The sequence below is a fragment of the Ekhidna sp. genome, from assembly GCF_039940915.1.
Classification (GTDB): Bacteria; Bacteroidota; Bacteroidia; order Cytophagales; family Cyclobacteriaceae; genus Ekhidna.
In genome coordinates this window covers 1,801,962-1,826,149 of sequence record NZ_JBDVFO010000002.1, presented here as the reverse complement: position 1 = coordinate 1,826,149, position 24,188 = coordinate 1,801,962, and the positions used below count along the sequence as shown (strand labels likewise).

Genomic DNA, 24,188 nt, shown 5'->3' with positions numbered 1-24,188 from the left:
TTTTTAATTGATGGAAAATGAGATAGGAGTAGCGTTGGTTAGGTTATCGTTAACCGGGCATCTGTGAGAGATTTCAGAAAGCCATCGCTTCTTCAGTTCGGGATCTAACTCAGTGGTAGTTTCGAGCTTTACATCGATTTGCTTATACCCAGCTCTTTCTTCCAGAGACGTTCCGAAAAGCCTGTTTGGATTAAGAAATCCGTCAATATTGATACGGAGGTTTTCGAGAAAAAAGTCGAGCTCTTCTGCCACGATATGTGCTACCACATTGATGCATCCAGCATAGCCAGCCAGGATGTATTCAACAGGATTGGGAGCTTCGTTTGTGCCCCCAAGAGCTTCAGGTTCATCAACCGTGAGGTCAAACCCTCGGGTTTGAATGCTTGTTTTTGCTTTGGATTGACTCACTGAACTTACGGAAAATTTTAGTTCTTCAGACATGATTATTTGCGTTTAGATCGAGATCATAGACTTTAGTTTTTGTCTTTGAATCTCGCATTTAATAAAATATGAAAGATGTTGCCCAGGTTCTGATGCCTGGTTTTCACATCCTGATGATTGGATTTATCATGTATAACTGAATTGACTAAATACATGAAGGGATTTTTCCGGATGAAGTCGCACTCCTTCCATAAGATGATCACAAACCCAGATGGATCAAATGAGATTAGCTACAGCTATAACAGCAACACCTGCAAGACTGTGTGCCGTAAATAAATGAGGATTTACGAGTTAAGGAACTCGCTACTTTTGAACTGAAATCTTTGAATTGTTTCATAGCAATCAATTTATATTTCAGGAATTAGCACCGTTCCGATTTTCGGGGGGTTGCTAGCGCGTCATAAAGCCTGTCTCTCGGCGCTTCTTTATAAATCGATACTTGATCGATTTGATGATGCAAACGTAGAGTAGGAATTTCGGTTTCGCCAAACTTTTTTCGAAAAAAATTTTTTTACCTCACTTTTTTTGTAAAACCTTTGTGCAACTAGAAAACGAAAATTGTTTTTAACAAACGCGATAGCACCCAATTTTTTCAGGCCTTTCCCGGCCAGGCTAAGGCCTGCATCATAGTTTAGTGTCACCTACGTGGTGACCGTTCTCCAGCATATTTTCTCGTTTTTTTAATTCCAAAAATTTTCAAGCAATGGCTAAGGTTATTGTGAAGGTGGCTACACCTGACCATAAAAAATATGCAGAAGAAATCTGCGATTTGATTGCTGTGAGCGCACAGCAGCGAGGTACTGGTATTGCGCTAAGATCTCCTGAATATATCCGACTAAAGATTGATGAAGGTCAAGCTATTGTAGCTGTATCAGACAATGAGTTGGTAGGATTTTGCTACATCGAATCATGGAGCAATAGACAATATGTGGCCAATTCGGGATTGGTGGTTAAGCAAGATTTTCGATCGTCGGGTATCGCCAAAAGAATCAAGCGAATCGCTTTTGAACGTTCCCAAAACCTTTTTCCGAACGCCAAAATTTTTGGTTTGACAACTTCTCTTCCGGTAATGAAAATTAACTCTGAATTGGGTTACATACCTGTCACGTACGGCGAATTGACGAATGATGAATTATTCTGGAATGGCTGTCAAAGTTGTGTGAACTACGAGATTCTACTGAGTAAAAACAAATCAAATTGTATGTGTACGGCTATGCAATTTGACCCTCATCAGTCTGGAAAGAAGAGATGGGATTTTGTTAAGAAATCTAAGATTTATGATCGCTTCATGAAGATGAAAAAGAAGCGAATGACTAAAAAACAATTTGTGTTATGAAAGTAGTATTAGCATTTAGTGGAGGCCTGGATACTTCGTATTGTGCGATGTATCTATCCAAGAAATTAGGCTATGAAGTACATGCAGTGACCGTCAATACTGGTGGATTTGGATCGGAAGAAAAAAAATGCCTTGAAGAAAAGGCGTTCAGCCTGGGAGTAGCTAGTTATCGGTTTTTGGATGAACTCCCTCAGTTTTATGAAAAAGGAGTGAAATATCTACTCTTTGGTAATGTGTTAAAGAATAGCACATATCCACTCTCTGTGAGTGCGGAGCGTGTTTTTCAGGCAGTAGCGATCGCGAAATATGCCAATGAAATAGCGGCTGATGCAATTGCGCATGGAAGCACCGGAGCAGGCAATGATCAGATTCGTTTCGATTTGATATTCCAAACTATTTGTCCGGAAAAAGTCATCATCACTCCCATTCGAGATCAGCAGCTTTCCAGAGAAGCAGAGATTGATTTTTTGAAAGCAAATGGTGTAGATGGTGATTGGGAAAAGGCGAAATACTCCATTAATCAAGGGTTGTGGGGAACTTCAGTAGGTGGAAAAGAAACGCTTACCTCAAATCAGTACCTACCCGATCAAGCCTTTCCAAGCCAACTCGAAAAGGAAGGAGTAGAAACCATGAAAATTGGTTTTGAAAAAGGGGAGCCTTCTAGCCTAAATGGTGAGTCAATGGAGGCAGTTTCCGTCATCCAACGGATCAATGACAGAGGCGCAAAATACGCGATTGGCAGAGATATACATGTAGGCGACACCATAATAGGAATAAAAGGACGTGTAGGATTTGAAGCACCTGGCGCTCTGATTTTGATCAAATCGCATCATGCATTGGAAAAGCACGTGTTGTCCAAAAATCAGTTAAAACTTAAAGATCAGCTTGCTGCTTGGTATGGTGATTTAATGCATGAAGGTCAATACCTGGATCCTGTCATGCGTGATATTGAGCATTTTTTGGAATCCAGTCAACAGCATGTCACTGGCACTGTTGATGTACATCTCGCGCCCTATCGGTTTTACGTCGAAGGAATTGAATCTAAGTATGACTTAATGCAATCCTCATTCGGACAGTACGGTGAAATGAACAGTGCATGGACCGGTGCAGACGCTAAAGGCTTTGTGAAAATTCTGGCAAATCAGATGAAAATATTAAACTCAATTAGTCATGATTAATGTAGGGATAATTGGCGCTGCTGGGTACACTGCAGGTGAGCTCATACGTATTTTGATTCATCACCCGGAAGTACATATTGTTCTAGCCCAAAGTGAAAGCCAAGCGGGCAAAAAAGTATGCGATGTTCATCGGGATCTGCTGGGTGAAACAGCTCTAGCTTTTAAAAAAGAGTTCCATGTGGAAGGTCTAGACGTGGTGTTTCTGTGCAAAGGGCATGGAGAATCAAGAAAAATCATTGATGCATATCCGGAGTTGCTTGAATGTAAAATCGTTGATTTAAGTCAGGATTTTCGTTTGAAGGGAGCCCATGATTTTGTTTATGGCTTACCGGAAATACACAAAAGTCTGATAAGTAAAACAAAACATGTGGCAAATCCAGGATGTTTTGCCACAAGCATCCAGCTTGGACTTTTACCAGCAATTGAAGCTGATGCCATTGATGGAAACATCCATGTTTCAGGCATTACAGGATCCACGGGTGCAGGACAGAAACTTTCTGATATTACGCATTTTAGTCGGAGAAGCAATAACGCCAGCGTTTACAAACCGCTTGAACATCAGCACATGTTGGAAACGAATGAGACCCTTGCCTTGCTGGATGAAAAATTCAGTAGAAAGGTGCTTTTTATTCCCTACAGAGGTGCCTTTACGCGCGGAATTATTACTACATCTCATTTTGAAACACAATTGTCGGAACAGCAACTGATCGAGAGCTATGAGGCTTTTTATGCCAAAGAGCCCTACACGCATGTCGTTTCCGAAAGCCCAGACCTGAAGCAGGTAGTGAATACCAATAAGTGCCTGGTGTACCCGAAAGTAATTAAAGGCACAGCCATGATCGTTTCAGTCATCGACAATCTACTGAAAGGGGCTTCTGGACAAGCTGTCCAAAACATGAATCTTCAATTCGGATTCAATGAAACAACCGGATTGAAATTAAAGTCAACTGCTTTTTGAAATTATGGAAAACAAGAAAATAACCCTCATTGGTGCTGGAAATCTTGGTAGAGCCATTGCTTGCGGAATCGTGGAGCAGAAAGTGGCGCTTGCTCAAGAAATTACCCTTACAAAGAGAGATCTATCCAACCTCTCTGATTTAATGAAACAGGGGTTTAATGTTTCATCAAACAACGGTGCTGCAGTTAAAAATGCAGATATCATTTTGCTATGTGTTCAGCCGAGTCAGCTAGCCAGTGTACTTTCAGAAATCGACCAATTTCTAAATCCTGACAAATTATTAATCTCGGTAATAACGGGTATTTCCAGTGAAAAGATAGCGGGCCAGCTATCATTCGCAATTCCAATCGTCAGAGCAATGCCCAATACTGCCATAGCCATTGGCGAGTCCATGACGTGTCTATCGTCCGCAAGTGCTTCGGGATTGCGCATGGCAAAAAAATTATTTGATGTTTTGGGAGAAACACTGGTGATTGAAGAGGAGTTGATGCAAGCAGGTACCGTCTTAGGCGCCAGTGGAGTAGCTTTTTTTATGAGATACCTGAGAGCTGCTACTCAAGGAGGGATACAAATGGGCTTTGATTCCAAAGATGCCCAGCTCATCGCGACCCAAACCGCGAAGGGAGCAGCCTCATTGATCTTGGAGGATCATTCTCATCCAGAAGTTGAAATTGACAAGGTGACTACACCGCAGGGCTGTACCATTGAAGGCTTAAATGAAATGGAGCATAAAGGATTTAGTTCAGCTCTGATACAAGGCATCATGACTTCTTTCCATCGAATAACAAAAATGAAATCAAATAAAGAACAGACCAATGAAATTGTTTGAAGTATATCCACGTCTACCAATAGAGCCAGTTCAGGGAGATGGTTGCTATGTGCATGACAAAGAAGGAACGCGCTATCTGGATCTCTATGGTGGACATGCGGTGATCTCCATTGGTCACAATCACCCACATTATATAAAGCGCATTGAAGGCCAACTAAGCCGTCTTGGATTCTACTCCAACTCGGTAGAAATGAGTATTCAGGATGAGTTGGCAGAAAAACTGGGAACGGCATCCGGGTATACTGATTATGCCTTCTTCTTGTGTAATTCGGGAGCTGAGGCAGTTGAAAATGCCTTGAAGGTTGCGGCGTTTCATACCGATAGAAAAAAAATCATTGTGTTTGATAAAGGCTTCCACGGCCGTACTTCGCTGGCGCTGGAGGCAACAGACAATGAGCGAATATTATCACCGGTAAATCGCACAGGGAATATTGAACGAATAACGCTCAACGACGAAGATCAACTCGTTTCTATCATGGATGATACAGTTGCTGCAGTGCTCATTGAAGGTATCCAGGGCATTGGAGGCGTACATGTACCAGAAGATTCTTTCATGCAAAAAATCGAGCAACTGTGTTTAAAGCATGGAGCTGCTTTCATTGTGGATGAAATCCAATCCGGATATGGAAGGAGCGGAAAGTTTTTCGCCCATCAATATGCTGATGTCAAACCTGATATTATCACAATTGCGAAAGGAATGGGCAACGGGTTTCCTGTGAGTGGGGTATTGGTGAGTCCGAAAATTACCCCGTGGATGGGAATGTTAGGAACCACATTTGGAGGAAGTCATTTGGCCTGTGCGGCAGGGTTAGCAGTACTTGAAGTAATGGAAAAAGAATCCCTCGTTTCAAATGCCCTAGAAAAGGGGAAGTATTTGCAGGATGCGCTTCTTCATTTGGATGGAATTGTGGAGGTAAGAGGCAGAGGGCTCATGATTGGAGTGGAATTGCTGGCTTCTGGCAAAGAAATTAGAGAGCGTTTACTTTTTGAGCATCACATATTTGTAGGCTCCTCCAGTCATTCAAATACCATCCGTATTCTTCCACCGCTTTCTATCGGTCATCAAGCAATTGATTATTTCATAAAATCACTAAAAACTGTTTTGAAATGAAACACTTTACATCAGTTACAGATGTGCCCACCCCAATGGGGTTGATACAAAAGGCTAGCGCTATCAAGAATGATCCTTTTACAAATACGGAACTTGGTAAGAATAAAGTGATGGGACTCGTCTTCTTCAACGCTAGTTTGAGAACGCGCATGAGTACCGCAAGAGCTGCTTACAATCTGGGGATGAAAGTGATTACGCTAAATGTAACGGCTGATTCCTGGCAACTTGAGTTCGAAGACGGAGTGCGCATGGATGCGGGTACGGCGGAGCACATTAAAGAAGCGGTCCCAGTGCTTTGCGCATATTGTGACATCATTGGTGTGAGAAGTTTTCCTGGGTTGGTAAATCAAAAAGAAGATTATGCAGAGCGGGTGATCCATGCTTTCAAGGACTTTGGGAATTGCCCAATTGTCAACCTGGAATCAACAACCCTACATCCACTTCAATCGCTCACAGATATGATGACCATCGAGGAGTATAAGCAAAATGCCTGCCCGAAGGTTGTAATATCCTGGGCTCCGCATATCAAACCACTCCCACAAGCAGTGGCCAATTCTTTTCTCCAGTGGAGCTCTCACATGGATTTTGACTTAACACTAACACATCCAAAAGGAATGGAATTGTCAGAGGAATTTACGGCAGGCGTTCATATTGAACAGGATCAATCCAAAGCGCTTGAAGGAGCGGATTTTGTATATGTGAAGAACTGGTCTTCATTCAACAACTATGGAAAAATTGGTGAAGCCCCTGAGTGGGAACTTACAAAGGATAAGTTACAAATGACCAACCACGCAAAGTTGATGCACTGTCTTCCGGTACGCCGAAATGTGGTCATTTCAGATGATGCCCTCAATAGTGAACACTCAATAGTTGTGTCACAAGCAGAGAATCGCCTTTATGCTGCTCAAGCTGTACTGACTGAACTTCTAAATTTTTCTGTATGAAAGAAAAGCTTTCCATAGTAAAAGTAGGAGGTGCCGTCGTTGAAGATGAAGTAAAGCTTGCCGATTTTTTAGATGCTTTCTCGAAAATAAAAGGACTAAAACTGCTCATTCATGGTGGAGGCAAGGTGGCAACCAAACTGGCGAATAGTTTGGGGATTGATTCAAAGTTGGTCGATGGTAGAAGAGTAACGGATGATGAGATGATTGATGTGGTGATTATGACTTATGGAGGCCTTATAAACAAGAAAATTGTTGCTCAATTAAATGCGCGGGGGATGAACAGTGTTGGTTTGACAGGTGCGGATGCAGACTGTATGAGATCCCGGAAGAGACCCGTCAAGAATGGGCTGAATTATGGGTGGGTAGGTGATGTCGAGTACATCAATGATCGCTATTTAAAACAGTTGATCTCCAATGATATAATTCCTGTTATGGCTCCTTTGACACATGACGGGAAAGGTCATCTCCTGAATACCAATGCTGATACCATTGCTAAGGAGCTTGCATGTGCGTTGGTTCAAGATTTTGACGTGTCATTAAACTTCATTTTTGATTTAAATGGCGTTTTGGAAAATGTCAACGATCCCAATACATTGATTAAATCCATCGACCGTGAAAAATATAAATCCTTAAAGGCTAATGGCACTGTTTCCGGAGGCATGATCCCTAAACTGGACAATGCTTTTGAAACCATTGATAAAGGCGTTTCACTTGTTCGATTACTTAATGTGCATAGCCTTTCTCAAATAACCAATTCAAATTTTGATGAATACACCATTTTCCATTGATACCTATTACACGGAAGCAGTAGGCTTGCTGACCAACCTCATTGAAATACCCAGTGTGAGTGGTGAGGAAGATGTTACGGCTGATTTGCTTGTGGATTTTCTTGAGAAGAAAAAGGTTCCTAGTGAAAGGAAAGGCAATAACATTTGGTCGAAGAACCAGTATTTCGATCCATCGAAACCTACCATATTACTCAACTCACATCATGATACAGTTAAACCTAACTCGGGATACAAAAGAGAGCCATATAAGGCAATAGAAGAGGGAGGAAAGCTCTTTGGCTTAGGGAGTAATGACGCAGGTGGATCATTGGTCTCATTGATCATGACTTTTCTGCATTACTACACTGAAGCGAGCTTGCCATACAATTTGATTTTGGCTGCTACGGCAGAGGAGGAAACTTCCGGCGTAAATGGCGTACAATCAATTTTGGATGAACTGAAACCCATTGATTTTGGAATGATCGGTGAGCCTACAGAGATGAAAATGGGAGTTGCTGAAAAAGGACTGATTGTATTGGATTGCTATGCAAAAGGTAAGTCAGGCCATGCGGCACGGGATATTGGTGAAAATGCGATTTACACTGCTTTGAGAGACATTCAATGGATCGGAGAATACGAATTCGCAAAAGTGTCTAAGTACTTGGGGCCTGTGAAGATGACCACCACAATGATCCATGCCGGATATCAACATAATGTGATACCGGACGAGTGTCACTTTGTGGTAGACGTCCGCACGACTGACGCCTATTCAAATGAGGAGGTATATGAAATCATCCAAAAACATGTCAAGAGTGAAACGCAAGCCAGATCTTTGCGCTTGAACTCATCGCAGCTGCCTGAAAGCGTGCAAGTATCCCAGGTGGCGGATCAATTGGAAATAGAAAAATTCGGTTCTCCAACTTGTTCGGATCAAGCTTTGATGGATTTTCCTACATTCAAAATGGGCCCTGGAAAATCTGAACGGTCACATACCCCGGATGAATTTATTCATCTTAAGGAAATCAAAGAAGGCATTGAAGGATACATTCAATTGCTTCAAAATTTATTTAAATATCAATCAATAGATAAGTCATGAAATTGTGGGATAAAAATGAACCGATAGATGAGCTATTCGAGCGGTTTACTATAGGAAAAGATAAGGAGCTGGATTTAGAGTTAGCGTATTTCGATGTACTGGGTACAATTGGTCATGTGAAAATGTTACGGAAGATAGCTCTATTGAGCAGTGAAGAAGAAATCGCATTGCTCGGTGAGCTTGAAGAAATTAAAAAGCAAGCTTGGGCTGGAAATTTCAAAATTGAAGATGGGATTGAAGATTGCCATTCTCAAATTGAGTTTCTTTTAACTCAAAAGCTGGGGGATATAGGAAAGAAAGTGCATTCAGGAAGATCACGAAATGATCAAGTGCTTACGGCACTCAAACTATTCACGAAACACAACATTGAAGAGGTATTGAAGAGGGTAAACTCACTCTTTGAATTATTTCAGCAAAAAAGCGAAGAGAATAAGGAGATACTTATGCCTGGATATACGCACATGCAAGTGGCCATGCCCTCTTCTTTTGGCTTATGGTTTGGAGCTTATGCTGAAAATTTACTCGACGATTTGCTGGTCTTTAAGTCTGCCTATCAGGTTGCAGATAAAAACCCACTGGGTTCTGGTGCCGGGTATGGTTCTTCTTTTCCGTTAGATCGTGAATATTCGGCTGAAGAAATCGGATTCTCTACCATAAATCACAATGTGATTTATGCCCAGATGACTCGTGGCAAACATGAACGAATAGCCGCATTTGCCATTAGTTCCCTTGCTGGAACATTGGCCAAGTATGCCATGGACGTTTGTCTTTATGCAGGTCAGGATTTTGGATTCTTATTGCTGGATCAAGCATATACGACCGGTTCCAGCATTATGCCTCACAAACACAATCCGGATGGATTTGAATTGGTAAGAGCCAAGTGCAACAAATTGCAATCTCTGCCTGGTGAACTCAGTTTGATCCTTGCGAACCTTCCTTCTGGCTATCATCGCGACCTACAAGTATTGAAAGAGAGTTACATGCCTGCTTTTCAAACCATGAAAGATTGCCTGGATATCACGATTGCCATGACAGAAAAGCTAGCAGTTGAAAAAGAATTGATAGCTGCGAGCAAGTATGACCTGCTTTTCACTGTAGAAGAGGTCAATCAGCTGGTTATTGATGGAGTGCCATTTCGGGATGCTTACAAGCGTGTGGCTGAAAAAATTAAGGCTGGAGCATATGAGCCATCTCGAAAAGTGAACCACAAACACACAGGCAGCATCGGAAATCTTTCAAACGATCGTGTTCGAGTCGCATTTAAAGAGGAGTATTCTTGGTTTCAGTTGGCTTGAATTTGCAGTTAAGCTAACTTCACGCACTTAATTCATTACTATGAGTAAACTAATCATCAACAATCACGCAGAGTTTGAATCACACCTGGGCAAGGTGATGGGCGAATCCGAGTTTCATAAAATCACGCAAGAGCAGATAAACAAATTTGCAGATGCCACCTTGGATCACCAATGGATTCATACAGATCCCGAGCGAGCAAAGGATGGCCCTTTTGGAACGACCATCGCCCATGGATACTTGACACTTTCGCTCATGCCTTATTTGTGGGAGCAGATTGCACAATTCAATAACGTGAAGATGCTTGTGAACTACGGCATGGACAAACTGAAGTTTGGTCAGGCGGTGAAAGTCAATAGCGAGATTAAATTGACGGCTACCTTAAAGACCCTTGTAAATCTTCGAGGTATCTCTAAAGCAGAGGTTGATGCACTGCTTGAGATCAAAGGCGAGAAAAAGCCAGCCTTTACGGCAACCATGGTATTTCTATACCACTTCGAATAAAAAAAGCCTCTTTTTAGGGGCTTCTATCGTTCGAATATTTCTACCTCATGAAGGAAGTTTGAAAGATATTTTTTGAATCATCTTTTGGCGAACGGTATTGTCCCTTTGAGTTCCTGGGATCCATTTTGGGGATTCTTTCATTACCCGCATAGCTTCTGCATCGCAACCAGCTCCAATCCCCCTCAGTACTTCAGCATTTGTTATGCTTCCATCTTGTTCTACCACAAACTGTACAACTACGGTCCCCTCAACACCAAGTCTTTGTGCCTGTTCAGGGTATTGCATGTTTTTTCCAAGATACTCGGATAAAGCAGTTATACCTCCTGGGAATTTTGCGGGTGTTTCGACAATAGTAAAGAGCGCATCGCTTCTTTGCTCCTGAATCACCATTGCTTTATCAAATAGTTCTGAAGCTTGATTTACAATCATGGTTACGCTTGGTGCATCTCCACTTTTATCAACAAAAACAGCTTCTATTTGATCTGAATTATATGTATTGAGTTTCTCAATACTCTCTTTGTTTTCTAGTAAGGTTTCAACCACAGCATATTTTTCTCCAGGGTTTTCATCCATCAATTGATTCAATGCTGCTTGAACGTCATCCGAATATTCAGTTTGCTGATTACTCTCCTCAATGATTTCTACAATTTCTGCTTCAAGCTCTTCCTCACAAGCAAACATGGCTCCTGAGACTACCACCAAAGCAGAAATGCTAGCCACTTTCCAAATACTAATTTTCTTTTTCATCTTTTTCATAAAATTTAATCGGTTAAAAATAGGAGCGTCATCGAATGAACTGGCCAGGTCCATTCCATGCGCTTTCAAGGTGCACTGCACCAAGGTCTTTGTGTATGTCTTATCGTTTATTTTTAGTGCATAGTCATCTGCTTCAAACTCATGGACTGCTTTTAACTCTTTGAGCATGAGCCAGACGGACGGGAGCCACCAAAAGAAAATAGCTATCAGATGAAAGAAGAGCAGGTCCAATGAGTGGAGTTTTTTTGCATGCCCCTGCTCATGTCTGAGGATATCGCCAGGGTGTTCAAAATTCTTTGGGTCGATGAAAATCCAACGAAGAAATGTGAAACTATTTTGAAGTCCGGGCACTTTGCGTATGTCAATTTCTTCTAGAGAGTCAGTTTCACTTTGTTTATACCATCCGTAAATCTGACCCAACGTTACGACCAATTTGAGGCAGAAAAAGGTACTTACGATACCGATTATTATGACATGCCAGGGCACCTGTAAGGAAAATTCCTGGCTGGTAGTAGTGATCATTGGCAATATGAAAGCCTCTATATCTCTTGCGTCGAAAGTGGGAATACTTGCTTTAGTAGGGATCTCAATTAGTGGGAGGAGCAAGCTTAATAGCGTAGAACCGACGAGAAAGAAGCGAAGAAATTCCAACTGCGTTTCTTTTGCAAGCATCACCTTGTAAATGCCAAAGAATAGCAGATGTAGAATAGAAAATTCAACGATATAGATTATCATGATTTATCTTTTTTAAGTTCTTCCAAAAGTCTCTCTAAGTCTATCACACTCATTTCCTTTTCCTTGGTAAAGAAGGAGACCAAATCCTTGTAAGATCCACTGAAATACTTGTCAACGAATCTGTTGAGATACTTTTTGCTGTAGGCTTCTTTGTCAATTAGTGGATAGTAGCGATGTGATTTCCCAAAAGCCTCATACCCAACAAATCCTTTCTTTTCCATGATTCTGATAAGCGTGGAAATGGTGTTGTATGCCGGTTTTGGATCTGCGTATTCCTCTACAATCTCTTTGACAAACGCTTTTTCAAGGTGCCAGAGAATTTGCATGATCTCTTCTTCAGCATGGGTAAGTGGCTTCATAGAATTACATTAACTAATAACTTAGTTTCAAAACTAATCTTTTAGTTTTAAGATGCAAGTTTTTTTAAACTAAATCTTTAGTTGGTTATTTTAGGAACAAAAAAAACCCTGTCGATTTCGACAGGGTTCCATTTTTAATTTTAACAGGAATCAACCCAATGCTTTTTTCATTACGGCTCCTATATCTGCAGGTGAGTCTACTACTTGGAGACCACATTCGCTCATGATTCTCATCTTCGCTTCCGCTGTATCATCCTTACCGCCAATGATGGCACCTGCATGACCCATTCTTCTACCTGGAGGCGCTGTTTGACCAGCAATGAAACCAACTACTGGCTTTTTATTTCCATTTTCCTGAATCCATTTAGCAGCATCAGCTTCATAAGATCCTCCAATTTCACCAATCATGACTATTCCCTCGGTTTCTGGATCTTCCATCAACATTTGCACGGCCTCTTTGGTAGACGTACCAATAATTGGATCACCACCAATACCAATAGCCGTTGAGATGCCCATCCCTGCTTTTACTACTTGATCAGCAGCTTCATAGGTTAGTGTACCTGATTTTGAAACGATTCCCACTTTCCCTTTTTTGAAAACAAAACCTGGCATGATACCTACTTTTGCTTCTTCAGGTGTAATTACTCCGGGACAATTGGGTCCAACAAGCACAGCACCTCTTGATTTTGCGTATGGTTTAGCGCTCATCATGTCTTTTACAGGGATACCCTCTGTAATTGTCACAATTACTTTGATGCCAGCATCTGCGGCTTCCATGATTGCATCGACAGCAAAAGCCGGGGGTACAAATATGATGGTAACATCAGCACCGGTTTTATCCACAGCTTCTTTCACTGTATTAAAAACAGGCTTGTCCAGATGCGTCTGTCCTCCTTTTCCGGGAGTTACACCACCTACCACATTTGAGCCATATTCGATCATTTGACCTGCATGAAAAGTACCTTCAGAGCCTGTGAAACCCTGTACGATGATTTTTGAATCTTTATTTACAAGAACACTCATTTCTTTTAGATTTTCCGCAAAAATATATGATTAAAACTGTCTGTCAATTACTAAATCAACTAGCATTCAAGAATCTTCCTTTATTTGCCTTTACGGCACATTTTTTTTTTAAAATTAGTTTGAGGCCTGCTGGAATTCCATTCCATATTTTCATTGTCCCATTTCTGAGCAAAGAATTTGATATTTCGATGAAACCACCAAATTGAAGTGTAAAAGATTGCCAATCAGTAAACCCCCTTCTTGAAATGACCGTAAAAGAAGGTTAAGTAATAACCTCTTCATATTTACTTAGGTTTAAGAGAAAGGAGCTTTCGAGCTCCTTTTTTTATTTATTTCTGACCGATTTCTTTCTTCATACCGCTATTTTCACGGAAGAAACGTTTCTCAATGGTTCGATCGGCAAGAACTTTTTTAGGCACTGAAGTTGACAATAGCCCACTGGTACTATTTCGAATGATCTTTGGTTTTTTGGCTGCTGCTGAAAGCTTTGGAGCGATAGCAACCGGGTGGGTGAAGAAGACCTTCATAGTACCTGATTTTACCTTTACCATGATTGGTTTTGAATGGCTCCAACCTCTCGATGGCAATGGCATGATTGTCTACTTCATCATCATGGGGACGGCTGCCCTTGGCATTATGCTGGGGTTGTTTTACCGAGCGTCCACTTTTGTTTTTCTAGGTATGTGGACGATGGTATACCTCATGCAAAAAACACATTACAATAATCATTACTATCTGCTGGTCTTGCTGAGTGCCGCCATGTTGTTGCTTCCCGCACATAAGAGCAAATCCTTGGATGCATATTTTGGATTTACGATCGCCAAAAATTCATGCGCCCGGATATGTCATTATTTTTTCATTATCCAGATCTTGATTGTATATGTCTATGCAAGCATGCATAAGATACACTGGGATTGGATAGAGGCGCGTCCCATCAGTATTTGGTTCCAATACAAGGCAAATTATTGGCTGATCGGTCCTTTGCTTCAAGCGCATTGGTTTCAATATGCCATTGCATGGGGTGGAATCATTTATGACGGAAGTATTTTCTTTTTACTTCTTCATCCCAAAACCAGAAAGCTAGGATTTGTTTTGTCTATTTTCTTTAACCTCTTCAATTCCATTGTTTTTCAAATTGGGATTTTCCCGTATTTGATGATAGGATTGACCGTTTTCTTCTTCCCACCAGATACTATAAGGCGTATTTTTTTTAAGAAGAAAACGAAGGTGTACCCCATTCAAAAGAAGCTGACACATGCATGGACGTATCTTCTTGCTGGTTATTTTTTCATACAAATACTCCTTCCCCTGAGGCATCATTTATTTAAAGGGAATGTTGGATTCACTGAAGAAGGTCATCGACTTTCCTGGCGAATGATGTTGAGGTCGAAATCTGGATTTTTGAATATGCATGTGGAGCATGTGAAAACCGGGGAGAGAGAACGTGTAAACTTGAAAAATTATTTATCAAGAGATCAACAGGGAGCAATCGCAGGGCAGCCCGATATGATTTGGCAGCTAGCCCAGCGAATTAAAAAAGAGTATGACGAAAAAGGTGAAGAAGTCGCAATATATGCTGATGCAAAGGTCTCGCTCAATGGACACGAAAGAAAGCCTTTAATTGACGCCGATATAGATTTGTCCGAAGTACCCTGGGAACCTTTAAAACATGCTTCATGGATTTTAACTTACGATTCCGATGATTGACTTACGAAGTGATACAATAACGAAGCCTACTCCTGCCATGTTGGAGGCCATGATGTCAGCAGAAGTAGGAGATGATGTTTTTGGCGATGATCCTACAGTCAATGCGCTCCAAGAAAAGATTTCCTCTTTATTTGGAATGGAAGATGCGCTGTACTGTCCTTCTGGTACAATGACGAATCAGATTGCGATGAGGATTCATACACGGCCTCAAGATGAAGTCATTTGCCATAAATATTCGCATGTATACTTATATGAAGGAGGTGGTATGATGTATAACTCCATGCTTTCTCCAAAGCTGTTGGAAGGTGATCGAGGAAGAATAACTGCCAATCAGGTGGAAGAAAGTATAAATCCTGACGACATTCATTTTCCAAATTCGAGACTGGTAGTGTTGGAAAATACCATGAACAAGGGAGGGGGAGCTATTTATGAGATTGATGAGATAAAGAAAATCAGGAAAGTTTGTGATGAGAATAATTTAAAACTCCATCTAGATGGTGCCAGGTTCTTCAATGCGATTGTAAAGACAGGAGAAAGTCCAAACGAGTACGGAAAGTTGTTCGATACCATTTCCATTTGTTTTTCAAAGGGGCTGGGAGCTCCTGTAGGTTCCGTTTTGTTAGGTTCTAAGGAACATATTAAAGGAGCTAGGAGAGTGCGCAAGGTGTTTGGTGGCGGGATGAGACAAGCAGGCTATTTAGCTGCTGCATGTATCCACGCTTTGGATCATCACGTTGATCGCTTAGGCGAAGATCATTTGAAAGCACAAAAAATTGGTGAGGCTCTAGAAGGTTTGAATTTTATCGCCAGTGTTTACCCTGTTGATACCAATATCGTTATCGGAAAGCTTGTGGATGGAAAATCTGAGCAATGGCTTCTTGAAGAGCTGAAAAAGCTCGGCATACAGGCGGTTGGGTTTGGAAAAGGCCTAGTCCGGTTTGTCACTCATTTGGACTTCACCGACAATCACTTGAATCAGCTTACAGAATCAATCAGGAAGATTTCTTAGCCATTGTCACCAGCCATACTCCAGAGAATATAAAAGCTGCAGCAAGTAGGTGCTTGAGGAGAAAAACTTCTCCAAAAAACAGGATGGCCGTCATAGTAGCAAATACGGGCTGCAGGTAAATGAAGGCTCCTACTACGGATGAATTTACTTTGACCAATGTCCATGCATTGAGGAAATAAACCACGACTGTAACAATAATTATTGCATAAGCCATGCTCCACCACACTTTTGAGGGTAAGCTTCCGAATGCTACATCCATCGCTTGTGAAAAACCTACTGGGATCACAAAAATGATTGCAAGTGTAAAGACCCAGGTAACCACCGTCATTGGTTTATACTTCTTCATCAGGGGCTTAACCAAAACCAGATAACAGGCATAGCTCGCCCCATTGATCAAAATCAAAATGTCACCCCTCCAGTCTCCTGAACTAAGCATTGCATCGGGTTGATACAGGATAATCACAGCTCCAACCATGCCAAGAACAACGCCAAATACTTTCCTTTTTGTGATCTTCTCACCAATCAGAATGGAAGCCCATATAAGTACCAAAACAGGTGTCAGCGTCATGATGATGGAGCCATTGACCGCTGAGGTTAGGCTGATTCCTTTATAGAAAAGCAACTGATTGACTGCCACGCCTGTAAGGCCACACAGTATCAGTGTCCAACGATCTGCTTTCCAATCGATCTTTTCACGGTTGAATGAATGAATAAACCAAAAAATCCCAGATGCGATTAAGACTCTGAATGCGATGAAACCATAGGGGCCAACATACTCAGGCACTACGATTTTCAAAACACTGTAATTCACTCCATAGAATAGGCTTACCAGCGTAAGTGCGATATACGTTTTTATAGAGGAAATATTCACGCCGGCAAATGTAGGCAGTGCCTCTACAATAAATTAGAAGTTGCTATTAAGAAATAGCTTGACATGGATGAAAAATCTTCATCCATTAATACCCCATTTCGTCAAATGATATTTCTAGCTTCGGGGCATGAGAGTAAGCTCCACATCGCTTTTTGTGATTCCTGCTTTGATATGGGGATCAACTTTTTTTGTAATCAAGTTTCAGTTGGGCGTTGTGGACCCTACCTGGTCGGTAAGCTATCGCTTCATTTTAGCAGGAATAATACTGCTCACTTATTCAAAGTTGAATTCATTAAACCTTCACTTTAGCTTAAAAGAGCATTTGATGATGATGCTTCAGGGAGCTTTTCTTTTTGGCTTCAATTATTGGTTTGTGTACATCGCAGAGCAAGAATTGATAAGTGCACTTGTCGCAATAATGTTTTCATGCATCATCTTCTTAAATGTTTTTTTTGGGAAACTGTTTCTGAAAAAGGTGGCTGAGAAGAAAGTTTTCGCTGGAGCAACGTTGGGAATTATTGGAACCATTCTCCTTTTCAAACAAGAGTTGGTGGGGTTAGGAAGTGAAGAAATGAAGAGCTTTCACTTAATCATTTGTTTTGTTTCGGTAGTCATCGCATCGCTGGGAAACATTACCTCTGCTTACAATCAAAAAAACGGACTTCCAGTTATTCAGACAAATGCCTTCGGGATGCTCTATGGAGGATTGATCATTGGAGCAATTGCTTTCTTAACGGGAACGCCGGTATCCCTTGATTTGAGTTTCAACTACCTCTCTTCACTACTCTATTTATCTGTCTTTGGGTCAATCATTGCCTTTGGCTCTTATCTCACACTTATCGGAAAAATTGGAGCGGACAAGGCAGCCTATGTTCTGGTAGTTATACCTGTTATTGCTGTAGCTCTATCAGTCTTTTTTGAAGATTATCAGCTTGGGTGGCACGTCTTATTGGGTATGATTTTGATCCTTGGAGGAAATATCATTGTCCTCAAAAAGTGATTCAGTAACTTTAAAATAAAAATGAGATTTTTAATGTGTCTGGCAATATTCGCATTGGCTTTTGGATGCAATCCGAATCAAAAGGTGATAGAAGAAAATGAACTGCTGAGGGCAGAAAATGAGAAATTAAAAAGAGAAGTTTTATTTGCCAATAAAGAAGCGGTTCATGCTCAAGTTGCTGCACAAGAAACTGCTGATCAGGCAGGAAAAATGTCAAAAGATTTTAATGCAACGTACGAAAGGATGGAAAAGCAGCTAGCCGACTGTAAGTAAACTTTGAAGAGATGAATAATAAAATCACGAACTACCTTTTTTGTATCTGTACACTCTTCTTATTGTTTTCATGCAATCCGAATCAAGAACTGATAGAGGAAAATGAACGATTAAAGGCAGAAAACGCGCATTTAAGAAATGAAGCTGTAAAAGCTAAGGAAGTAGCAAATGAAGCTCGTGCTGCTGCGCTAGAAAATTTAGAAACGGCGAAGAAAATGGAAAAAGACATTAATGCCACATACGAAAGGATGAAAGAGCAGCTAGCCAACTGTAAGTAAATTTTACAAAAATGAATAATAAAATCACGAACTACTTTTTAAGTCTCTTCATGCTCTTCTTACTAGTTTCATGCAATCCTGATCAAAAGCTGATTGAAGAAAACGAAAGATTAAAAGCAGACAACCTGGCACTTACGCTCGAAGCAGAATCGCATAAGGAAAAGGCAATCGACGCAGCAGCTGCAGCGCAGCGAGCTCAGCAATTGGCTCAGGAAAGTGAGAAGCTAGCGAGAGCACATGCGGAACAAGCGGGCGAGGAGTTGAAAAAAGTTAAAAAGCAACTCGACAACTGCAAGTGATGTTTCAAGATCAATCGCCCCTAGCTGAACGAATGCGACCGTCCAGACTTTCAGACCTTGTAGGGCAAGAACACCTGGTAGGGGAAAGTGGAGTGTTGAAAAGAGCCATCAGTTCAGGTCAGGTGCCATCCATGATCTTATGGGGTCCTCCGGGGACAGGAAAAACTACGATTGCAAATATCATTGCCAACGAGGTGAAGCGACCTTTTCATACCCTGAGTGCCATTAGCGCAGGTGTAAAAGAAGTTCGTGAGGTCATTCAAATAGCAAGTAGAGGAAGTAAAGCCATTCTGTTCATTGACGAAATCCATCGATTCAATAAAGCGCAGCAAGATGCCTTGTTGGGCGCAGTGGAAAAAGGCGTCATTACTTTGATTGGGGCAACTACCGAGAATCCCAGTTTTGAAGTAAACTCCGCGCTGATCTCCAGGTCACAGGTGTATACGCTGAATGCGCTCACTAAAGAAAACCTGCTTTCATTAGTCGAAAATGCACTGGAGTATGATGAGGAAATGCAAAAAGAACAAGTTGAGCTAAAAGAAACTGAGGCCCTTTTTAACCTTTCGGGTGGCGATGGACGGAAGCTTTTGAACTTGCTTGAGTTGGTAGTAAAAAGTGACGATGGCAAGAAGAAAATAGTCACAGACGAGAAAGTCATTGCCGCTGCTCAGCGCAAAACAGTTCTTTATGACAAGAAAGGCGAGATGCATTACGATGTAATCTCTGCTTTCATCAAATCCATTCGCGGGAGCGACCCCAATGCAGCAGTTTACTATCTGGCACGTATGATTGAAGGTGGTGAAGATGTGAAGTTCATTGCCCGGAGACTAGTTATTCTGGCATCTGAAGATATAGGGAATGCGAACCCGACGGCATTGGTAATGGCAACCAATGCTTTTCAGGCGGTAAACGTTATTGGTTATCCAGAATCTCGCATTATTCTCTCGCAATGTGTCACCTACCTGGCGTCTTCTCCTAAGAGCAATGCCAGCTATATGGCGATCAATCAGGCACAAGCCCTTGTGCAAAAGACGGGAGACCTTCCGGTGCCCATGGCCATTAGAAACTCTCCTACCAAACTCATGAAAGATCAGGGGTATGGCAAAGGCTACAAATACGCTCATGATCATCCCATGAATTTTGCTGAGATGGAATTCTTACCAAAAGAGATAGAAGGAATGAAATTGTATGAGCCCGGAAAAAATGCACGCGAAGAGGAGCTAAGAAAGTTCCTCCGCACACGCTGGAAAGAGAAATATGGGTATTAGATTTTAAAGGCTACGCCAAATTTTATCACTAACATATCGGTAGTAGACTCCCTTGGCTGAGATTCCAGGTTCAGATTATCCCCATCAATATCATTGGTAGCGACATTGGTGATATCAGAGAATGAGACTGTCCAAGACGATGTGTCGTCACCGTCAAAGAACTGGGCTCGCTGACCTTTGAAATAATTTACTCTTAAATCTATGAAAGCTTTTGGGGCAATTTTAATGAGGAAGCCCCCGCCAAACCCATAGCTCAGTACCCAGTCATCCAACACTGTTTCTCGGGAAATGAGGTCGCTATCATCTGGATCTCTTGCCCATCGTCTGTCATTGGATCGATCCGTGATTTTAGTGCTTGTAGAAATATATCTGAAACCAAAAAGTACCTCGCCGTACGGTTGGATCATTTCCAAAGGAATGATGCCTCTGACAAATGCATGGGTTCCGAAAATACTGTTGGTATTGACAAGTCGTAGTGGAACGTCCAGCGTAGCAAGCACAACGCCATTCTGATCTGAAACATTTGCTGATAAATCTAAATTCTGTGTATTTCTACCATAAATCATGTAGTTGATATCTAGTCCTAGGTAAATAGGCGTTCCTTTTTGAAAAGGAAAGGCAAAAGATAAATCACCACCAAATCCGGTCGCGCCGTATTTTCCTTGAATTCATCTTGTGGCAGTCCCAATGAAAATCCGATGCTGCCCATTTGGCCAAAAGAGAGGACTGAGATGCATGATAAAAAAGAAATGAGTAGGTACTTTTTCATGTTCGTTGTGGTTCGTGATACATTCGCAAAAATCGTAACTTTTCATGCACATCCAATAACTTTAATCATGTGACATGGAATCTTCGATTAAAATTCATGAGTATTGATTAATAAATGTGACTTTTGAATTTTAAAATCGATTTCCATTTCATTTCAAATTTCGTACCATGTCGAAACTTATTGGTCCATTTAAGGAAGCCATTACACTCGCTGACGCCTCGTTAAAAGGGCCTCTGAATGATTCTGCGTTAGGTATTGTAGAAAATGCGGGGGTTTTAATTGAGGGAGAAAAAATTTTAAAGGTTGGCGATTTCGATACCTTAAAAGCACAAGCGAGTCAAGTAGAAGAAATAGCGGGCGAGCAAATACTGCTTCCCGGATTCATCGATTGTCATACACATCTGGTCTGGGGGGGTACTCGGGCGAGGGATTACACTTTACGCATGGCCGGTGAGTCTTATGAAAAGATATTGCAGCAAGGAGGAGGCATTTTTGACTCTGTTGAAAAAACACGTGCTGCTTCGCCCGAAGACTTGAAATCCGGACTCATTAAACGAGCAAGTAGGCATTTAATGGATGGTGTAACTACGATTGAAGTAAAAAGTGGATACGGACTTGATGTTGAAAATGAGCTGAAAATACTAGAAGTAGTCAAAGATTCAAAAGAGGATATTGTGGCAGATTTAGTTCCTACGTGCCTTGGCGCACATGTTTGCCCTAAAGAGTTTAGTGACAAAAAGGAATTTTTGAAATACCTGGAAAATGATTTACTGCCTCAGCTTTTGACTAAAGGACTGACAAATCGCGTAGATGTTTTTGTTGAGTCTTCCGCCTTCCCTATGGAAATGGCTGCTGATTATTTGCAGAAAGCAAAAAGTATGGGTTTTGACTTGACAATTCATGCCGATCAATTTCATGTTGGCGGTAGTCAGATAGCAGCAGAGCTAGGCGCTAGGAGCGCAGATCACCTGGAGGCAAGCACAGATAGAGAAGTGCAAATTTTAGCAAATTCTGATACCGTGGCAGTTGCATTGCCTGGCGCGAGTATAGGGCTGGGTATGAATTTCACGCCAGCTAGGAAATTATTGGACGCGGGTGCTTCACTTGCAATTTCAACGGATTGGAATCCTGGATCGGCTCCAATGGGAGATCTATTGGTTCAGGCCGCAATTCTTGGTATTTATGAAAAGCTCTCTTCAGCAGAAATTTTCGCCGGCATTACATTTCGAGCCGCGCAAGCGCTTGGCCTTGCTGATAGAGGTAAGATAATAGACGGCTTGAGGGCTGATTTGGTGTCTTTTCCAGTAAACGATTATCGCGAGATACTTTACAATCAAGGAAAAATTAAACCATGCATGATCTGGAAAAACGGAAATCAAGTCAGCCATGTATAAGCCTGGAAACAAAGCCATCTGGAAGGGAAGACAAGATCCAGGATCTGTGCGAGATGTGTGGCATCAAATTGTAGATTCCATAGATTTAAATGTCACCATTCCTGAAGGCGTATGCTTTCTTGGTTTTTGCTCAGATGTTGGAGTGAAGAGGAATCTTGGCAGAGTAGGTGCAGTTGAGGGACCAGATGCGATTCGGAAGGCAATGGTAAATTTTGCCATCCACAACAGGTCTCTCAAGCTTTCAGAGGTGGGGGATGTGGTGGTCAGCGGGGATCAGCTTGAGAGTGCTCAAGTTGAATTTGCTAGATACGTGGAGGCTATATTAAAAGCAGGATCTTTTCCCTTGCTTCTGGGCGGTGGACATGAGATTAGCTATGCGCACGGCAGGGGAGTGATGGATGCATTCCCAGGAAAAAAAATAGGCATTATCAACTTTGATCCGCACTTTGATCTCAGAGAATATCCGCAAGGAGCGCACTCGGGAAGCTGGGCACGGCAGTTATTTGAGGAGTTTGATGGATTTAATTACCTACCCATTGGGATCAATGAAGCTGTAAACATCGGATCGATGTTCGATTTAATGAGGGAGAAAAACCAGCCTTTCATATCCATGGATGAATTGCTAACAGAATCGAAAGAAGACCTTTTGGCGCGCATTCACTATTTTATTCAGCAAGTAGATATTGTTGCGATTACACTTGACTTGGATGTCTTTTCAGCCGGTATAGCACCAGGAGTAAGTGCAGTCAATCCATACGGAGTACTTCCCCATCACCTCAAGCCTTTGATCAGTGAGGTGTTAAGATCTGAAAAATTAGTAAGCTTTGATGTAGCAGAAATGAGCCCTGCGCATGATGATGGTCGCACTGCAAAACTGGCGGCTTCATTCATTTATGATGTAGTTAACGCTGTGTCTGTTTGACCTAATTTGGCTAGTCTATCCTTCCTGTATTCTGATGGTGAAAGGGATACCAATTTCCTAAAAGCTGAATTGAAGGAAGAGAGGGAATTAAATCCACACTCATAGGCAATGATGGCAATCTTATGATTGCCAAATTTTTTATCTATCAAAAGCTCTTTGGCTCTTGAAACTCTGAAGTTGTTTGTAAACTCCGAAAAACTTTGATTGAGACTTTCGCTGAAATACCTCGATAGCAAATGTTTGGGGATTGACGTGAGTTGTGACAACTCTGATAGACTGAATTCACTGTTGAGATAAGGTTTTTGATTGGCCATCACCGCTTCAATTCGATTCTTATGATGTTCAATTTGCTCCGGTGACAGGTTGATGTTTTTGTACTTCTTCTTATCACCCAACGGTGTAAATATCTCCTGATTGGCAAACAGGATAAAGCTGATAGGATAGATCACTACTGCGTAGATTATTGGAGCTGTGATGTATGAGTTAATTCCCAATATGTAATTGGTGAAATAGGAAACGCAGAAAACCGAAACCCCAAGAAATAGATTTCTATACCATGGAAAGTATATTTTCTTCTCCTTGTATATGACCCAAAGGAAATAGCTGGTCGCCAGCAAAAAAAGAATGGTGTAGTAGAGTAATCCCTTATACCCTCCGGCATACCAAAAATTGTTTAGGGAAATAAAAGGAACGGCAATGAGCAAGGCAAATGCGGGAGTCAGGATGACCAATTGATGTATTTTATTTTGCAATAAGGTTGATTTTTTAGCAAAATAGATGGTAAGTATCGGGCCGATGAATCCGTGTGCGGCAAATCCGATATTTAGGAATATTTCATTCTCAATATCAAAAAAGAACCATCCGATTGATTTAATGAGTCTTACTGAAATAGCAATCAAAAGCATCCCCAACAAAAGTCTTTCATCAGACTGAATCCTTTTAGATAAAAGTATATAAACAGATAGGAATATACTTTGGATTGCTCCTGCACCACATATAATCAGAATAATTGAGTCAAATTCCATCAAGCGATAAAAGTGTCAATTAATTAATAAACCTAACAGTTTA

At 41.4% G+C, this 24,188-nt stretch carries 27 protein-coding genes and 1 riboswitch; of the genes, 19 read left to right on the top strand and 8 right to left on the bottom strand.

Translation table 11 applies throughout. The annotated features are described in order from the left end of the window. Positions 1 to 3: 3 nt before the first annotated feature. Complete coding sequence (locus ABJF57_RS13215) at positions 4 to 441, bottom strand: OsmC family protein (RefSeq protein ID WP_462229817.1); 438 nt, start codon at positions 439 to 441, stop codon at positions 4 to 6. 344 nt (positions 442 to 785) lie between these two features. Further along, a riboswitch (SAM riboswitch) is annotated at positions 786 to 875 on the bottom strand. Between the two features lie 269 nt (positions 876 to 1,144). Between ABJF57_RS13215 and ABJF57_RS13210 the strand changes: the two genes are divergently transcribed. Genes ABJF57_RS13210 through ABJF57_RS13165 form a run of 10 tightly spaced genes read left to right on the top strand, consistent with a single transcriptional unit; the run spans position 1,145 to position 10,457 of the window. Further along, positions 1,145 to 1,777: an N-acetyltransferase family protein gene (locus ABJF57_RS13210; RefSeq protein ID WP_462229815.1), complete on the top strand. Its 633-nt coding sequence runs from the start codon at positions 1,145 to 1,147 to the stop codon at positions 1,775 to 1,777. Continuing rightward, on the top strand, positions 1,774 to 2,955 hold the full coding sequence (locus ABJF57_RS13205) for an argininosuccinate synthase (protein WP_462229813.1): 1,182 nt from the start codon (positions 1,774 to 1,776) through the stop codon (positions 2,953 to 2,955). The genes ABJF57_RS13210 and ABJF57_RS13205 overlap by 4 nt, the downstream gene beginning before the upstream one ends. Further along, a complete protein-coding gene (gene argC, locus ABJF57_RS13200; protein ID WP_462229811.1) occupies positions 2,948 to 3,913 on the top strand; it encodes an N-acetyl-gamma-glutamyl-phosphate reductase in 966 nt (321 codons plus the stop codon). The genes ABJF57_RS13205 and argC overlap by 8 nt, the downstream gene beginning before the upstream one ends. Before the next feature lie 4 nt (positions 3,914 to 3,917). Then, positions 3,918 to 4,742 (top strand): pyrroline-5-carboxylate reductase, encoded by an 825-nt coding sequence (gene proC / locus ABJF57_RS13195; protein ID WP_462229809.1) that lies wholly within the window; start codon positions 3,918 to 3,920, stop codon positions 4,740 to 4,742. Further along, positions 4,729 to 5,853, top strand: a complete 1,125-nt coding sequence (locus ABJF57_RS13190; RefSeq protein ID WP_462229806.1) for an aspartate aminotransferase family protein — start codon at positions 4,729 to 4,731, stop codon at positions 5,851 to 5,853. The genes proC and ABJF57_RS13190 overlap by 14 nt, the downstream gene beginning before the upstream one ends. Then, positions 5,850 to 6,797 (top strand): Rossmann-fold NAD(P)-binding domain-containing protein, encoded by a 948-nt coding sequence (locus ABJF57_RS13185; RefSeq protein WP_462229804.1) that lies wholly within the window; start codon positions 5,850 to 5,852, stop codon positions 6,795 to 6,797. Before ABJF57_RS13190 ends, ABJF57_RS13185 begins: the two co-directional genes overlap by 4 nt. Continuing rightward, positions 6,794 to 7,585, top strand: a complete 792-nt coding sequence (gene argB / locus ABJF57_RS13180) for an acetylglutamate kinase (protein WP_462229802.1) — start codon at positions 6,794 to 6,796, stop codon at positions 7,583 to 7,585. The genes ABJF57_RS13185 and argB overlap by 4 nt, the downstream gene beginning before the upstream one ends. Beyond that, on the top strand, positions 7,563 to 8,660 hold the full coding sequence (locus tag ABJF57_RS13175; protein WP_462229800.1) for a M20 family metallo-hydrolase: 1,098 nt from the start codon (positions 7,563 to 7,565) through the stop codon (positions 8,658 to 8,660). The genes argB and ABJF57_RS13175 overlap by 23 nt, the downstream gene beginning before the upstream one ends. Continuing rightward, positions 8,657 to 9,955: an argininosuccinate lyase gene (gene argH, locus ABJF57_RS13170; RefSeq protein ID WP_462229798.1), complete on the top strand. Its 1,299-nt coding sequence runs from the start codon at positions 8,657 to 8,659 to the stop codon at positions 9,953 to 9,955. The genes ABJF57_RS13175 and argH overlap by 4 nt, the downstream gene beginning before the upstream one ends. A gap of 40 nt (positions 9,956 to 9,995) precedes the next feature. Next, positions 9,996 to 10,457 (top strand): MaoC family dehydratase, encoded by a 462-nt coding sequence (locus ABJF57_RS13165; protein ID WP_462229796.1) that lies wholly within the window; start codon positions 9,996 to 9,998, stop codon positions 10,455 to 10,457. Between the two features lie 45 nt (positions 10,458 to 10,502). On the opposite strand, the gene ABJF57_RS13160 is transcribed toward ABJF57_RS13165, so the two are convergent. The 3 genes from ABJF57_RS13160 to sucD all read right to left on the bottom strand — a co-directional run bounded on the left by ABJF57_RS13160 (position 10,503) and on the right by sucD (position 13,330). Then, entirely contained in the window at positions 10,503 to 11,948 is a 1,446-nt protein-coding gene (locus ABJF57_RS13160) for a TonB family protein (RefSeq protein WP_462229794.1), read from the bottom strand. Beyond that, entirely contained in the window at positions 11,945 to 12,307 is a 363-nt protein-coding gene (locus ABJF57_RS13155) for a BlaI/MecI/CopY family transcriptional regulator (RefSeq protein WP_462229792.1), read from the bottom strand. Before ABJF57_RS13155 ends, ABJF57_RS13160 begins: the two co-directional genes overlap by 4 nt. Positions 12,308 to 12,457: 150 nt before the next feature. Then, a complete protein-coding gene (gene sucD, locus ABJF57_RS13150; protein ID WP_462229790.1) occupies positions 12,458 to 13,330 on the bottom strand; it encodes a succinate--CoA ligase subunit alpha in 873 nt (290 codons plus the stop codon). 387 nt (positions 13,331 to 13,717) lie between these two features. On the opposite strand from sucD, the gene ABJF57_RS13145 reads away from it, so the two are divergent. Together ABJF57_RS13145 and ABJF57_RS13140 are read left to right on the top strand one after the other, a co-directional pair. After that, on the top strand, positions 13,718 to 15,037 hold the full coding sequence (locus ABJF57_RS13145) for an HTTM domain-containing protein (RefSeq protein WP_462229788.1): 1,320 nt from the start codon (positions 13,718 to 13,720) through the stop codon (positions 15,035 to 15,037). Further along, positions 15,030 to 16,046 (top strand): threonine aldolase family protein, encoded by a 1,017-nt coding sequence (locus ABJF57_RS13140; protein WP_462229786.1) that lies wholly within the window; start codon positions 15,030 to 15,032, stop codon positions 16,044 to 16,046. The genes ABJF57_RS13145 and ABJF57_RS13140 overlap by 8 nt, the downstream gene beginning before the upstream one ends. On the opposite strand, the gene ABJF57_RS13135 is transcribed toward ABJF57_RS13140, so the two are convergent. Next, a complete protein-coding gene (locus ABJF57_RS13135) occupies positions 16,030 to 16,917 on the bottom strand; it encodes a DMT family transporter (protein WP_462229784.1) in 888 nt (295 codons plus the stop codon). The genes ABJF57_RS13140 and ABJF57_RS13135 overlap by 17 nt on opposite strands. Positions 16,918 to 17,044: 127 nt before the next feature. Between ABJF57_RS13135 and ABJF57_RS13130 the strand changes: the two genes are divergently transcribed. The 5 genes from ABJF57_RS13130 to ABJF57_RS13110 are packed head-to-tail and all read left to right on the top strand — an operon-like array spanning position 17,045 to position 20,035. After that, the gene (locus ABJF57_RS13130; protein WP_462229782.1) at positions 17,045 to 17,917 is read left to right on the top strand and encodes a DMT family transporter; all 873 of its coding nucleotides are present in this window, start codon (positions 17,045 to 17,047) and stop codon (positions 17,915 to 17,917) included. 21 nt (positions 17,918 to 17,938) lie between these two features. Continuing rightward, positions 17,939 to 18,190, top strand: a complete 252-nt coding sequence (locus tag ABJF57_RS13125; RefSeq protein ID WP_462229780.1) for a hypothetical protein — start codon at positions 17,939 to 17,941, stop codon at positions 18,188 to 18,190. 11 nt (positions 18,191 to 18,201) lie between these two features. Next, on the top strand, positions 18,202 to 18,468 hold the full coding sequence (locus tag ABJF57_RS13120; RefSeq protein WP_462229778.1) for a hypothetical protein: 267 nt from the start codon (positions 18,202 to 18,204) through the stop codon (positions 18,466 to 18,468). 11 nt (positions 18,469 to 18,479) lie between these two features. Beyond that, positions 18,480 to 18,767: a hypothetical protein gene (locus ABJF57_RS13115; protein WP_462229776.1), complete on the top strand. Its 288-nt coding sequence runs from the start codon at positions 18,480 to 18,482 to the stop codon at positions 18,765 to 18,767. Further along, entirely contained in the window at positions 18,767 to 20,035 is a 1,269-nt protein-coding gene (locus ABJF57_RS13110; protein ID WP_462229774.1) for a replication-associated recombination protein A, read from the top strand. The genes ABJF57_RS13115 and ABJF57_RS13110 overlap by 1 nt, the downstream gene beginning before the upstream one ends. On the opposite strand, the gene ABJF57_RS13105 is transcribed toward ABJF57_RS13110, so the two are convergent. Next, on the bottom strand, positions 20,032 to 20,601 hold the full coding sequence (locus tag ABJF57_RS13105; protein ID WP_462229772.1) for a hypothetical protein: 570 nt from the start codon (positions 20,599 to 20,601) through the stop codon (positions 20,032 to 20,034). The two genes, ABJF57_RS13110 and ABJF57_RS13105, sit on opposite strands and share 4 nt — an antisense overlap. 17 nt (positions 20,602 to 20,618) lie before the next feature. After that, positions 20,619 to 20,804, bottom strand: coding sequence for a hypothetical protein (locus tag ABJF57_RS13100; protein ID WP_462229770.1), 186 nt, complete (start codon positions 20,802 to 20,804; stop codon positions 20,619 to 20,621). A gap of 167 nt (positions 20,805 to 20,971) precedes the next feature. Between ABJF57_RS13100 and hutI the strand changes: the two genes are divergently transcribed. Both hutI and hutG read left to right on the top strand, forming a co-directional pair. Beyond that, complete coding sequence (gene hutI, locus ABJF57_RS13095) at positions 20,972 to 22,198, top strand: imidazolonepropionase (protein ID WP_462229768.1); 1,227 nt, start codon at positions 20,972 to 20,974, stop codon at positions 22,196 to 22,198. Then, positions 22,191 to 23,120 (top strand): formimidoylglutamase, encoded by a 930-nt coding sequence (gene hutG / locus ABJF57_RS13090; RefSeq protein ID WP_462229766.1) that lies wholly within the window; start codon positions 22,191 to 22,193, stop codon positions 23,118 to 23,120. Before hutI ends, hutG begins: the two co-directional genes overlap by 8 nt. On the opposite strand, the gene ABJF57_RS13085 is transcribed toward hutG, so the two are convergent. Then, the gene (locus ABJF57_RS13085; protein WP_462229764.1) at positions 23,090 to 24,145 is read right to left on the bottom strand and encodes a helix-turn-helix domain-containing protein; all 1,056 of its coding nucleotides are present in this window, start codon (positions 24,143 to 24,145) and stop codon (positions 23,090 to 23,092) included. The genes hutG and ABJF57_RS13085 overlap by 31 nt on opposite strands. Positions 24,146 to 24,188 lie beyond the last annotated feature (43 nt).